Origin of the sequence: Allorhizobium paknamense (assembly GCF_030815125.1) — a bacterium.
In the GTDB taxonomy this organism is placed as follows: domain Bacteria; phylum Pseudomonadota; class Alphaproteobacteria; order Rhizobiales; family Rhizobiaceae; genus Allorhizobium; species Allorhizobium paknamense.
Map to the genome: position 1 here is coordinate 219,230 of NZ_JAUSWH010000001.1, position 12,068 is coordinate 231,297.

Annotated in this window: 12 protein-coding genes and 1 tRNA gene; 8 read left to right on the forward strand and 5 right to left on the reverse strand. The window is 60.4% G+C overall.

Going from position 1 to position 12,068, the window contains the following annotated elements; genetic code table 11:
* Window positions 1-149: 149 nt before the first annotated feature.
* The gene (locus QO005_RS01000; protein WP_307156112.1) at window positions 150-2,726 is read right to left on the reverse strand and encodes an OmpA family protein; all 2,577 of its coding nucleotides are present in this window, start codon (window positions 2,724-2,726) and stop codon (window positions 150-152) included.
* 292 nt (window positions 2,727-3,018) lie between these two features.
* Here QO005_RS01000 and QO005_RS01005 point away from each other — a divergent pair, with 292 nt between their 5' ends.
* From QO005_RS01005 to QO005_RS01030, 6 genes are all read left to right on the forward strand, one after another.
* Complete coding sequence (locus QO005_RS01005; RefSeq protein WP_307156113.1) at window positions 3,019-3,801, forward strand: ABC transporter substrate-binding protein; 783 nt, start codon at window positions 3,019-3,021, stop codon at window positions 3,799-3,801.
* Between the two features lie 281 nt (window positions 3,802-4,082).
* Window positions 4,083-4,886 (forward strand): ABC transporter permease, encoded by an 804-nt coding sequence (locus QO005_RS01010; RefSeq protein WP_307156114.1) that lies wholly within the window; start codon window positions 4,083-4,085, stop codon window positions 4,884-4,886.
* A complete protein-coding gene (locus QO005_RS01015; RefSeq protein WP_307156115.1) occupies window positions 4,883-5,713 on the forward strand; it encodes an ABC transporter permease in 831 nt (276 codons plus the stop codon). The genes QO005_RS01010 and QO005_RS01015 overlap by 4 nt, the downstream gene beginning before the upstream one ends.
* A gap of 179 nt (window positions 5,714-5,892) precedes the next feature.
* Window positions 5,893-6,159 (forward strand): usg protein, encoded by a 267-nt coding sequence (locus QO005_RS01020; RefSeq protein WP_307156116.1) that lies wholly within the window; start codon window positions 5,893-5,895, stop codon window positions 6,157-6,159.
* A 76-nt stretch (window positions 6,160-6,235) separates the two neighbouring features.
* A complete protein-coding gene (locus tag QO005_RS01025) occupies window positions 6,236-7,039 on the forward strand; it encodes a class I SAM-dependent methyltransferase (protein WP_307156117.1) in 804 nt (267 codons plus the stop codon).
* A gap of 38 nt (window positions 7,040-7,077) precedes the next feature.
* Window positions 7,078-7,947, forward strand: a complete 870-nt coding sequence (locus QO005_RS01030; RefSeq protein WP_307156118.1) for an NAD(P)-dependent oxidoreductase — start codon at window positions 7,078-7,080, stop codon at window positions 7,945-7,947.
* A 192-nt stretch (window positions 7,948-8,139) separates the two neighbouring features.
* Here the strand turns inward: QO005_RS01030 and QO005_RS01035 are convergent, their stop codons facing one another.
* From QO005_RS01035 to QO005_RS01045, 3 genes are all read right to left on the reverse strand, one after another.
* Entirely contained in the window at window positions 8,140-8,628 is a 489-nt protein-coding gene (locus QO005_RS01035; RefSeq protein ID WP_307156119.1) for an Lrp/AsnC family transcriptional regulator, read from the reverse strand.
* A 64-nt stretch (window positions 8,629-8,692) separates the two neighbouring features.
* On the reverse strand, window positions 8,693-9,340 hold the full coding sequence (locus QO005_RS01040; protein ID WP_307156120.1) for a uracil-DNA glycosylase family protein: 648 nt from the start codon (window positions 9,338-9,340) through the stop codon (window positions 8,693-8,695).
* Between the two features lie 8 nt (window positions 9,341-9,348).
* Window positions 9,349-9,870 (reverse strand): thermonuclease family protein, encoded by a 522-nt coding sequence (locus QO005_RS01045; protein WP_307156121.1) that lies wholly within the window; start codon window positions 9,868-9,870, stop codon window positions 9,349-9,351.
* Window positions 9,871-9,989: 119 nt separating this feature from the next.
* On the opposite strand from QO005_RS01045, the gene QO005_RS01050 reads away from it, so the two are divergent.
* The gene (locus QO005_RS01050; protein WP_307156122.1) at window positions 9,990-11,525 is read left to right on the forward strand and encodes a sensor histidine kinase; all 1,536 of its coding nucleotides are present in this window, start codon (window positions 9,990-9,992) and stop codon (window positions 11,523-11,525) included.
* On the opposite strand, the gene QO005_RS01055 is transcribed toward QO005_RS01050, so the two are convergent.
* Window positions 11,513-11,797 carry a hypothetical protein gene (locus QO005_RS01055; RefSeq protein WP_307156123.1) on the reverse strand — a complete coding sequence of 95 codons (285 nt, stop codon included), beginning with the start codon at window positions 11,795-11,797 and terminating at the stop codon, window positions 11,513-11,515. The genes QO005_RS01050 and QO005_RS01055 overlap by 13 nt on opposite strands.
* A gap of 178 nt (window positions 11,798-11,975) precedes the next feature.
* Between QO005_RS01055 and QO005_RS01060 the strand changes: the two genes are divergently transcribed.
* Window positions 11,976-12,050, forward strand: a tRNA-Asn gene (locus tag QO005_RS01060).
* The last annotated feature ends 18 nt before the right edge of the window (window positions 12,051-12,068 follow it).

Here is a 12,068-nt window from a genome sequence, read left to right on the forward strand (position 1 = left end):
AGCATAATCCGACCGGAGTGAAACGAGGATCGAAAAGATTATGCTTCAAAAATAAGATGTTAGAGCGCCGATCTGATTCAATCAGATCGAAAAGCGCTCTAAAAAGCCCCCCGGAAGGCTGAACCTTCCGGGGGGCTCTCACGTGTCGCCTACTGCTGCGAGGTTTCCACCGGGCGTACCAGCGGCGTGATGCGCCGGATGGTTACGCGGCGGTTTTCCTGCGACGGGCCATAGGTCATGACCTTCAGGAATTGCTCGCCATAGCCCTGGGTCACCATGTTCTCCGGGGGAATATTGTAGACCTGGGTCAGAATATTGGCCACGGCCTCGGCGCGGCGGTCCGACAGCACAAGATTGGACTCAGCCGAACCCACGGCATCGGTATGGCCTTCGATCATGAAGGTTTCCGCCGGGTTCTTCTGCAGCACCTTGTTGATACCGTCGGCAATGCGCTTCAGCGTGCCCGCCTGGTTCATCGTCACTTCCGCACTTCCCGTCGGGAAAGTGATGGTGTCGAGGTCCACGCGGCGCATCTTGTCGCGGATACGGGCGGAGTTACGCACTTCATCGATGGTATAGACCCGCTCCACCGGCTCCACCGGCGGCTGCTCGAAGAAGTCGTAATAATCCCGCTGCGGTTCGCTGGCTACATCGACGATATACTGGTCGAGCGGCACGCGAAGGCGCATTGGCGGCAGGCTGGCGCCCGGATCGCGGTAGACATAGGGCTGGCTGTCATTCGCGTAATAGAGATCCGGCGAGAAGAACAGCACATAGTCCTGCCCGTTGGCATCGATGCGGGACCGCTGGATCAACTGGCCATAGCGGTTGCGCAGCGTGACGATACGGTCGCCGTTTTCCTTAAACACGGTGACACGCACCCGGCCATTGCCAACATCCTCATAGACCGGCGGACGGCCATATTCGGCAAAGCGGCGGTTATCGTCGCTACGGATGACGATCTGGCCGCCGTAATCCATCACGGCGCGGTCGTCGTCGAAGCGGCGCTCGATGCGCACATCCTCCGGATAATCGTAACGCGGCGGCGCATCCAGACGGCGGCCCTGGAACCGGTCGATCCGTTCGATACGAACATCTTCGCGGCGCTCGCTCCAAAACTCCTGCTGGGCCTGTTCATCGGTCTGCGGCACCACATAATTGCGGTCCGCTTCGCGGCGCAGACGGCGCAACTGGTCATCGGAAAGGCCACGACGCCAGTTATTGTCCTTGTCGCTGTCCAGCACCGGCGCGCCTCGATCCACCGGCAGGATGATGGTTTCATCCGTATCCTGCGGGCGGTCGGCCAGACGCTTGAGACGCTGGATTTCCTGCGGCGAAAGCTGTTGCTGCTGGTCGGAGAAGCGCGGCGTGACCGCTTCCTCGATCCGGCGCGGATCACCCGGCTTGACCGGCTGACCGGGAGGGAGAGGCTGGCCCGGTGCCCCCTGCACCGGCTGGCCCTGTGTGGCGGTCAGCGGCGGCAGGATAGGCTGTCCGGGTTGACCCGGCTGGCCCGGCTGACGGTTGCGATTGTCACCCTGCTGCTGCGGCCTGTTGGCATCCTGACCATTCGGGTTTGCACCCTGCCCCGCGCCGGGCGGCAACGGCGGACGCTGCTGGCCGGGAGCCTGACCGGGCACGGCATTGGGCTGCGGCTGCTCACCCGGACGCGCGCCCGGCTGCTCGCGCTGTTGCTGCATCGCTGGCTGCTCGCCCGTTGGCTGGCTGGCGGGCTTCTCGCCCTTGGGCGGCTGCTGCGGCTGGCCGTTTTGCGGGCGCTGACCTTCTGGCGCGGCACCGGGAACGGGCGGCTGGGCAGGGTTTGCCGGCTGCGGCTGGCCATTCTTCGGCTGCTGGCGCTGCGGCTGCGGCTCACCGCCCGGAACAGGGGCTGCTTGCGGCTGCTGACCCTGAGGCGCAGGCTCGGCGCCCGGTTCTGCGGCAGGCCGCTTCTTTTGGTCCTGCGGCTTGGGCTGTGGCGCGGCTGGTGGCTCTGCTGCATTGGCCGGAGCTTCGGCAGGCTTTGCCTTTGGCGCTGCGGCTGGCTTTTCAGGGCGCGGCTGGCCGGTGGGCTCACCCGGCTGAGGCTGCTGCGGCGCTTCGGCATTGGCTGGCTTCTGGCGCTTCTGTGGCGGCATCTGCGCCGGGTCAGCGCCGGGCATGGGTTCTGCCGGCCGCTCGCCCTGCTGCCGCATCTGCGCGGGTTCGGACGGCTGGCCGCCTTCAGCCTGAGGCTGGCGGCGCTTTTCCTGCTGCGGCGGCATGCCCTCAGCCGGGGCGCCGCGCGGGCGCTGTTGCTGCTGCGGCTCGGCAGGTGCCGGTTCGCCGCGCTGCTTCTGCTTCTGCTGCTGCGGGGCTGCATTTTGCGGCTCGGCCTGCGGCTCGCGTTGCGGACGGCGCTGCTCACCTTCGCCTTGCGGCTTTTGGCGCTGCTGCGGCTCGCCCTCTCCCTGGCCGCCCTGCTTCTCTTTCTGGCGGCGCTTCAGCAATTCCTCAGGCGTCACCTGCTCTTCGGCCTGGGCCAGCACCACGCCGCCCACCCGCATCAGGTCCACGCCGTCTCCATCGGGCAGCGCCGTGCTGGAGGCGAGTGCAAGTTTCGTCGCGTGTGCATCCGAAGACATGGCCGTCGCGAAAGAAGTATTCGCCAAGGCCGGGAACGACGAGGTTGCGATTGCTGCCATCGCAACCAGTATAGGACCTGTCAGTTTCACCTGTCCTGCCATGAAGTGTTCCTCATTATGGTTAAGTATCGTGCGTTATTCCAGTTTAGCTGCAAATCACACCGGCACCGTTACACGCCCAATCCCAGGCAAGAAAATGGCCGAGGCAGAATGAACCGCATCTGAACACTGTTTTCAATTTGGGGAGAGAAAGGCGGCAAGGTGACTTTCCAGGTTGCAATTTTCGCAAAAACGGAAAAACTGGCCAAACGTTCCGGCCATTCACCCAAACTTGGCCGGTCGCGACGCCGGAGAAAGAAAAACCCAGGCTCCGGCAACCAACAGAGAGGATCTCATGCGTATCTCCACCCGTTTTCTGGCCGCCGCTTCGCTGGTTGCCCTGTCGCTCTTTTCCGGCAGCGCGATGGCCGAAGAAAAGCTCGTGATCGGCACGGAAGGCGCCTATCCGCCCTTCAACAATCTGGAAGCCGATGGCACGCTGACCGGCTTCGATATCGATATCGCCAAGGCGCTCTGCACGGAAATGAAGGTGACCTGCACCTTCGTGACCAATAACTGGGACGGCATCATCCCCGCCCTCCAGGCCAAGAAGTTCGACGCCATCGTCGCCTCCATGTCCATCACGCCGGAGCGCCTGCAGAAGGTCGATTTCTCCAAGAAATACTACAACACGCCGCCGGCCGTGGCCGTACCGAAGGATTCGCCGATCAAGAGCGTCGACGACCTGAAGGGCAAGATCATCGGGGCGCAGACCTCCACCAGCCACGCCAACTACGTGGAAAAGCACATGCCGAATTCCGAGCTGAAGCTTTATCCGACAGCGGATGAATACAAGCTCGACATTTCCAACGGCCGCATCGACGCAGCAGTGGACGATATCGTCGTGCTGACCGAGTGGACCAAGAGCGAAGCCGGCGCCTGCTGCAAGATCCTCACCCCGTTGCCGATCGATGAGCAGATCAACGGCGTCGGCGCAGGTATTGCCGTGCGCAAGGGCGAAACCGCGCTTGCCGACCGCTTCTCCAAGGCCATCGACGCCATCCGCGCCAACGGCACCTACCAGAAGATCAATGCGAAGTATTTCGACTTCGACGTCTATGGTGGCGACGCCAAGTAAGCTATGAGCGGCAGCCCGGTGGCGAAGGCATACGCCGCCGGGCTGTTTTCAGATTCGATAATGCATGAAAACGACAGAACGCCTCAAGAAAAGCGGAATCCGGTGTGCAGCCGGAAATTTCCGGGCTCGGCGTCTAGAGCATTTCCAGGAAAAGTGGAAACCGGTTTTCCGTCCGGAAATGCGGAAAAACAATAACTTAGAGCGCCGATCTGATACCATCAGATCGAAAAGCGCTCTAAAACAACAGAAGGCTTGCATAAGCCTCACAGGGGATATGGCTGATGGGCGGATTGCTTTCCGCGCTCGGGGGTCTTTGGGCCTCCATTTCCTATTATTTCGATCCGTTCTGCGGACCGGCGGGGGTCTTCACCCTCTTCGGCCAAGGCAGCCTTCTGGCCTGCGGTGATACCGGCTGGGGCGATGAAGTGGCCTTCGGCTTCAAGGTGACGGTAACGCTGGCGGCGGCCACCCTGCCCGTTGGTCTGGTGCTGGGCTTCCTGATTGCGCTCTCTGGCCAGAGCGAGGAGCCGATCCTGCGCCGCGCCGCCGGGATCTACACCACGATCTTTCGCGGCCTGCCGGAACTGCTGACGCTGTTCATCGTCTATTACGGCCTGCAGATCTTCCTGCAATTCGTGCTGGCGAGCATGGGGATCGAGGAGCGAATCGAGATCAATGCCTTCGTGGCGGGGATGATCGCGCTTTCGGTGGTCTTTTCCTCCTACTGTTCCGAGGTGCTGCAATCGGCCTTCAAGGCTATTCCGCGCGGCCAATATGAGGCGGGTTATGCCATCGGGCTTTCTCATGTGCGCACCATGATCTTCATCATCCTGCCGCAGCTCATTCGCATCGCCCTGCCGGGCATCGTCAATCTCTGGATGAATCTTTTGAAGGACACGGCGCTGGTTTCGGTGGTGGGCCTGACAGATCTGATCCGCCAGACGGGGGTTGCCGCCCGCGTCACCAAGGAGCCCTTCTATTTTTACGGCCTTGCCTGCGGGCTCTATCTGGTGCTGGCTGTGCTCTCCTCCATCGCCATCGGCTATATTGAAAAACGCAGCAAGCGCGCGGAGGTCAGCCGATGAGCACCGTGAAGGAACTGATTCCGCCGCGCCCTGCCCCGCCGCAAGCCGGCAGACCCACCACGCCCGCAAGGGTCATCGGCGGCGCGATGATGCTGCTGTGGATCTGTCTCGGGCTCGGTCTCATTGCCATGATGATCAGCAATTGGGACCAGGAAAAATTCCTCCGCTACGGCCCGCGCTTCCTCTCGGGCCTGTGGACCACCCTGTCGCTCGTGGGCATTTCCATTGTCTTCGGTGCTCTTCTTTCGGTGCCGATCACCTTCGGGCGCATGTCGTCCAATCGGCTGGCGGGTGCCGTGAGCTATGCCTATGTCTACGTTTTTCGCGGCACCCCGCTGCTGGCGCAGCTCTTCCTGATCTATTACGGGCTCGGCAGCTTCCGGCCCGTGCTGCAGGCCATGGATCTCTGGTGGTTTTTCCGCGATGCCTGGTATTGCGGCATTCTGGCGCTGACGCTGAACACCGCTGCCTATCAAGCGGAAATCCTGCGCGGCGCCATTCGCAGCGTGCCGCGCGGCCAGCGCGAAGGGGCTGCGGCGCTTGGCCTGCCCAAAGGCGTTACCTTCCGCAAGATCATCGTGCCGCAGGCGCTGATCGTGGCGCTGCGCCCCTATGGCAATGAAATCATCCTGATGATCAAGGGCTCGGCGGTGGTGTCCATCGTCACGGTGCTGGACCTGATGGGAGAAACCCAATATGCCTTCTCCCGTACCTTCGATTACCAGACCTATCTCTGGGCAGCGATTTTCTACCTCACGATCGTTGAGGTGCTGCGCCATAGCTGGGCTGCCATCGAGCGGCGCCTGACACAGCATCTGAAAAGATAGCTGGAATGGCAGCACTCTCCGCAACATGCTGCTAACATCCTGATCTTATTTGGGAATATGACATTTGTGACGCCCAAGTTAAGCCTTGGTTAAGCATGTACTGTAACCCTTGGATATGCACGGCTGGCACGAGGAAAGGCTCGCCGCGCAATCCAAAGGGAACATGATGCGAGGACGCCATGAATGCAGACATGGAAATGATGCTGAAAGGCTATGGTCTCACCACGGCCCAGATTCTCTACCGAATGCCCGACCACCCAACACTGCTGCAAACCTATATCTGGCAGCATTACGATCTCGCCCCGGACTTTCCGGAGATGCGCGGATTTCTGAAATTCTGGGAGGAGAAGCTCGATGGGCCGCTGCACTCGGTGCGCTATGTCCACCGCAAGCTGATTGCCGCGAATGAATGGCGCGCCCTGAAGGGGGAGTTCATTCTGCACTGACGCTTCCGTCGCCCGCGCAATTGCAAAATCGCCCTTAAGCCATTACAGCCTCCAGCATAAAAGATGGAGATGCGCGATGGCGAAGATCGATGAGGAAAAACTGGCCGAAGCCTATAATCGGGCTTTGGCTCTGGAAAAATCCGGCGATGTCGATGCCGCCGTTGCCGCCTATCATGAATGTCTGGAAATTGATCCGGACGATCACGGCGGCGCGTCCGTCCGCCTTGCAGCCCTTGGGCGCGGCATCTCGCCGCCGCGCGCACCGGATGCCTATGTGCAGACGCTGTTCGACCAGCATGCCGAAAGCTTCGAGGATATTCTGGTGGAGCAGCTGGGCTATGCCGTGCCGATGGCGCTGCGCCAGCGCTTCCAGGCGCTGAAACTCGGTCCCTTCAAGCGCATGCTGGACCTTGGCTGCGGCACCGGCCTCACCGGCGGCGCGCTTCGCGATATGGTGGAGGACATCACCGGCATCGACATCTCCGAAAACATGGTCGAAATCGCCCATGAAAAGGATCTTTACGAGACCCTGTTCGTGGCTGAGGTCGAGGATTTCCTTGAAGATAACGACGAAGCTCCCTTCGATCTGATCACCGCCACCGATGTGCTGCCCTATCTTGGCGCCCTGGAGCCCATCTTCTTCGGGGCCGCGGAAAACATGGAACCGGGCGGCATTTTTGCCTTTTCCTCCGAGACCATGGGGGAAGGCGAGGCCTATAAGGTTGGCCCGCATCAGCGCTATGTGCATGCGGAAAGCTATATCCGCCAGCGTCTGGATGAAACCGGCTTCGACGTGCTGGAAATCACCGACATCAATGTGCGCATGCAGGACGGCGAGCCCTCGCCCGGCCATCTGGTCATTGCCCGTTTGCGCGGTTGATGCTGCCATTCCCGGAGAGAAATTACCAAGGAGTTATCATGGCAAAGGTTGCATTCATCGGGCTCGGCGTCATGGGCTATCCCATGGCGGGTCACCTGAAGGTCAAGGGCGGCCACGAGGTGACGGTCTATAATCGCACGACCGCCAAGGCGGAGGCCTGGGTCAAGCAATTCGGCGGCGCACTTGGCAAGACACCGGCAGAAGCCGCCGCAGAGGCCGATTTCGTCTTCACCTGCGTCGGCAATGATGACGACCTGCGTTCGGTGACCATTGCCGCCGATGGCGTGCTCTCCAGCATGAAGCCCGGCGCAGTGCTGATCGACAACACCACCGCCTCTGCCGAGGTGGCCCGCGAGCTTTATGAAGCCGCCAGGGCAAAGGGCTGCAATTTTCTCGATGCTCCGGTTTCCGGCGGCCAGGCCGGTGCGGAAAACGGCGTCCTGACCGTGATGGTCGGCGGTGACGAGGCGGTTTTTGCCAAGGCAAGGCCGGTGATCGATGCCTATGCCCGCATGGTCGGCCTGATGGGTCCGGCAGGATCCGGCCAGTTGACCAAGATGATGAACCAGATCTGCATTGCCGGCATCGTTCAGGGGCTGGCGGAAGCCATTCACTTCGGCAAGAAGGCCGGTCTTGATATCGAAAAGGTGGTCGAGGTGATTTCCAAGGGGGCCGCCGGGTCCTGGCAGATGGAAAACCGCCACAAAACCATGGCCGTGGGCAAGTATGATTTCGGTTTCGCGGTAGACTGGATGCGCAAGGATCTGGGCATCGTGCTGGCGGAAGCGCGCCAGAATGGCTCTACCCTGCCGCTCACCGCGTTGGTCGATCAGTTTTACGGCGATGTGCAGAAGCTCGGCGGCAATCGCTGGGATACGTCGTCCCTGCTGGCGCGTCTGGAAAAATAGAGCCTTTCTGTAAACGGCAAAACAAGACAAGAGGGCAGCGCAAGCTGCCCTTTCCGTTTGCGGCTCTTATACCAAGGCTCGAAGATGCTAACGCATCCTCGCCTTGAAGAGATTTCGAATATCTCAAATGCATCAGGGGCTTGAGATATTCGAAAAGGGAATACGAAGAGTCATTTTCAATGACTCTTCGTATTATTCCTCGCCGGATTTCTGGTTGTCCAGCACCATGTAATCCAGCGGCAATTCCGTGGTGTACTTGATCTGCTCCATGGCAAAAGCGGAGGAGACATCGCGGATCTCGATCTTGGAAATCATCCGCTTGTAAAAGGCATCATAGGCCGCGATATCCGGCACCACCACGCGCAGCAGATAATCCACATCGCCGCTCATGCGGTAGAATTCCACCACCTCGGGAAATTCCGCCACCACTTCGGAGAATCGCTTAAGCCATTCGATGGAGTGGCTGTTGGTGCGGATCGAGACGAAGACAGTGACCTTGGTATTGACCTTGACCGGGTCCAGCAGCGCCACGCGGCGCTTGATCACCCCATCCTCTTCCATTTTCTGGATACGGCGCCAGCAGGGCGTCGTCGAGAGGCCGACTTTTTTCGCCAGATCGGCAACGGCAAGAGTGGAGTCCTCTTGCAAGATACGAAGAATTTTACGGTCCAGGCGATCCATCGGTACCCCTTCGGAATTTTTTTCCGGTATAGCGCAAAAATCCCGACATGAAAGCAAAATGCTTTCATGTACCAAGACGATCCACTTCCTTTTTCAGCACGGGTAGCAATTCCGCCTCAAACCAGGGATGCCGCTTCAGCCAGCCGCTATTGCGCCAGCTCGGATGCGGCAGAGGCAGCACGGGCGGGCCGCCTTCCATGGGCTCCAGATAATGCCGCCAATGCTGCACCGTCTGCGTCATTGCGGCCTTCGCCCGTTTGCCGAGGTGGTATTTTTGCGCATGCTGACCGATGGCAATCACCAGTTCCACCTGCGGCAAGAGCGCCATGACCCGTGCCCGCCAATGCGGCGCACATTCGCGTCGCGGCGGAAGATCATAGCCCTTGGAATCATAACCGGGAAAGCAGAACCCCATGGGAATGATGGCAAAGCGCGCCGGATCGTAGAAGGCCTGCCGGTCGACGCCGAGCCAATCCCGAAGCCGCTCGCCGGACGGATCGTTGAAAGGAATGCCTGTTTCATGCACCCGCTTGCCGGGCGCCTGGCCTGCAATCAGGATTCGAGCCTTGGCAGACATCTGCACCACCGGGCGTGGCTCATGCGGCAGGCGGCGCTCCTCTCCCCCCAGCGGCCTATCCCGGCAGAGGCGACAGCCCAGAATGGCCTGCCGTAGCATCTCCACCTCCCGCTCACCCGCTCCGTCAAAAGACATAGGCGGCCTCAGTTTTTATCCATCCGGTTGATTTCGCTGCGCGGGTGAAGCCGTCGCCATTCCTCCGGTCGTTCGAAGCTGCCGGACCAGAGCCCCGCCTTGCGGGTCTGGGCTTCCTTTTCTTCCGCTTCGTAGCCGCCATTGTTGAGACCAAGACCGGCGCGCACCATCTCCGCGCCAATGTCACGGCCCTGGGCATCGCACAAAACCACCAGCCTCTTGAGATCATCCGTATCCACCTGCCGGCAGGTGACACCGGCCTGGGCCAGAAGCGATTGCAGCTCCGCCCGCGACAGCGCGCCACAGGGCCAGGGCATGGCGTCCTCGCGACGGCAGCGCTGGCCAAGCTCGGGCGCGTCATAGCCTTTCATCCGCAGGCGCGCGCCGCGCGTCAGCACGGTTTCGCCATCGGCTGCAATGAAAGGCCCGGTCAGAACCACGTCCGGCCGGTTCAGAAAAAACAACGCCACCCCCGCAATCAGGGCCAGAACGGCAACTGCAGCAAGGATTGGCCGGTATGGCAATGTCACAATCCAGCCCTTTTTCATAACAGGGTGTTTGCGAAAGTGGCAAACAAAGCGTTTCCAGAAAGGTACTCTTAAGACTTCATGGCTAGTCTGAGGCCATCCGCGGAAAATTTACAACCATCATGGGATACGGCATCTCTCACTCGACAGACAAGAATATTGTCGATCTTTCACGCGGTTCTCGTAACAAGGCGACCGCGAAGGCCGTTCGCGCGACCAGAGAACGCCTGCAATCCGGCCATGGCGGCCAGCCCGCCTTCGAAAAGGATCTGCTGGCTCTTCATATTCAGGCCTGTCTGCAAAATGCCGGTGTCACGCCCTTTCTGGTGATGATTGCCGCAGGCCTTGCCATCTATCTCACCGCAAATCCGGTCTATTACGCCTGGGCGCTGCTGACGCTGAGCATCCATGCCCTTCACCTGCTGCTGATCAGCAAGGCAGGCAAACGCCTGTCTGCCTCCCACCACCAGGGACGCTGGCGTAGCGCGCTGCTGGCGGGGCAATTTGCCATGGGCTGCTGCTGGGCAGCCTTTGTGCTGCCGCGCTGCCAGCTCTGCGGGCCCACCATGGAGGTCTACCTCAAGGGCAGCATTCTGCTGGTGACACTCTGCGTCACGGCGATGAACAATCTGATGCTGCGGCAGGCGGTGCTTTTCGGCTTTCTGCCCACTGCCGCAACGCTGACCTTGCAGGCCACGCTCACCCGGCAGACCGGGGATCTGGTGCTGGCTGCCACTTTCGCCACCTGCGTTCTGTTTTTTATCTACATCACCGGCCGGCTTTATGCCTCGAACCTCAAACTTCTCTCTTTCCAGAGTGAGAAAGACGATCTGATCGCCGAGCTGGAAGTGGCCAAATCGCTCTCGGATGAGGCAAGGCGGCGGGCGGAAGAGGCGAATATGGCGAAGTCCCGCTTCCTGGCCTCGATGTCGCATGAGTTGCGCACGCCGCTCAACGCGATCCTCGGCTTCTCCGAGGTCATGGCCAATGAGGTGCTGGGGCCGCTGAACAATCCGCTCTACAAGGAATATTCCGGCGATATCCATCGCTCCGGGCAGCATCTGCTCAATCTCATCAATGAGATTCTCGATCTCTCCCGCATCGAGGCGGGAAAATACGACCTTTCGGAAGAATCGGTATCGCTGCTGGAAATCGCCGAGGATTGTGTGGGCATGGTGCAGTTGCGCGCCAAGTCCAAGGGCATCCACATCGTCCAGCAATTCGAATCGCATCTGCCGCCCGTCTGGGCCGATGAGAAAGGCATGCGGCAAGTGATTCTCAATCTTCTGTCCAATGCCGTGAAATTCACCAGCCAGGGCGGCGAGATCCGCGTGCGGGTTGGCTGGACGGCTGGCGGCGGCCAGTACATCGCCATCAAGGACAATGGTCCCGGCATTGCGGAGGAAGAGATTCCGGTGGTTCTCTCCGCTTTCGGTCAGGGCTCCATTGCCATCAAGAGTGCCGAACAGGGCACGGGACTGGGCCTGCCGATCGTACAGGCCATCCTGACCAAGCATGGCGGCGAGTTCAAGCTCAATTCCAAACTGAGAGAAGGCACAGAGGTCATTGCCATTCTCCCGGCAAAACGCGTGCTGCAAAGCCTGCCCGCCGTACAGGAAACCCGGGCCGTGGAACCGCGCCGCCGCTACTTCGCCTGAGCGCCCTCACGCCCCTTGCGCCACCGTTTCCACTTCACGCTCGTCCTGCGGCGAAAGCGCCGGACACTATGCAAATCATGCGACAGCACGATGACGCCGAGCGGCACCATCCAGAAGCCCAGAACCGGCAGAAAGCCGAGACAGCCACCGGCAATCAGCAGGCCTCCTGTGGCGATCCGCCCTGTCCGGCTACGCGGAAACGGCACTTCCACCCGACCCATCACCAGGCGGCCTCTTTGCGTATCCACATGATATATCGAGCGTTTCCGCATAATCTCCATGCCTTCCCGAGACCAGTCATGCTGCGTTATCCACATCCGAGACATGGGAAAGGCGGGAAAAGAAAACAAGCCTGCACTTTTTTTCAAAAAGGGGCTTGGCAAACGTGGAAAGGCTGAGTAGAAGCCCACTCACCGACGCGGACGGCACGAAACGAACCGACCGCAACATTCCCTGGTAGCTCAGCGGTAGAGCATTCGACTGTTAATCGACAGGTCGCCGGTTCGAATCCGGCCCGGGGAGCCAGTTTTCAAAGGCCTGCGC

Excerpts from the sequence above, each read along its gene's own strand:
- QO005_RS01000 (WP_307156112.1), bottom strand. The coding sequence starts at position 2,726 with ATGGCAGGACAGGTGAAACTGACAGGTCCTATACTGGTTGCGATGGCA.
- QO005_RS01005 (WP_307156113.1), top strand. The coding sequence starts at position 3,019 with ATGCGTATCTCCACCCGTTTTCTGGCCGCCGCTTCGCTGGTTGCCCTG.
- QO005_RS01010 (WP_307156114.1), top strand. The coding sequence starts at position 4,083 with ATGGGCGGATTGCTTTCCGCGCTCGGGGGTCTTTGGGCCTCCATTTCC.
- QO005_RS01015 (WP_307156115.1), top strand. The coding sequence starts at position 4,883 with ATGAGCACCGTGAAGGAACTGATTCCGCCGCGCCCTGCCCCGCCGCAA.
- QO005_RS01020 (WP_307156116.1), top strand. The coding sequence starts at position 5,893 with ATGAATGCAGACATGGAAATGATGCTGAAAGGCTATGGTCTCACCACG.
- QO005_RS01025 (WP_307156117.1), top strand. The coding sequence starts at position 6,236 with ATGGCGAAGATCGATGAGGAAAAACTGGCCGAAGCCTATAATCGGGCT.
- QO005_RS01030 (WP_307156118.1), top strand. The coding sequence starts at position 7,078 with ATGGCAAAGGTTGCATTCATCGGGCTCGGCGTCATGGGCTATCCCATG.
- QO005_RS01035 (WP_307156119.1), bottom strand. The coding sequence starts at position 8,628 with ATGGATCGCCTGGACCGTAAAATTCTTCGTATCTTGCAAGAGGACTCC.
- QO005_RS01040 (WP_307156120.1), bottom strand. The coding sequence starts at position 9,340 with ATGTCTTTTGACGGAGCGGGTGAGCGGGAGGTGGAGATGCTACGGCAG.
- QO005_RS01050 (WP_307156122.1), top strand. The coding sequence starts at position 9,990 with ATGGGATACGGCATCTCTCACTCGACAGACAAGAATATTGTCGATCTT.
- QO005_RS01055 (WP_307156123.1), bottom strand. The coding sequence starts at position 11,797 with ATGCGGAAACGCTCGATATATCATGTGGATACGCAAAGAGGCCGCCTG.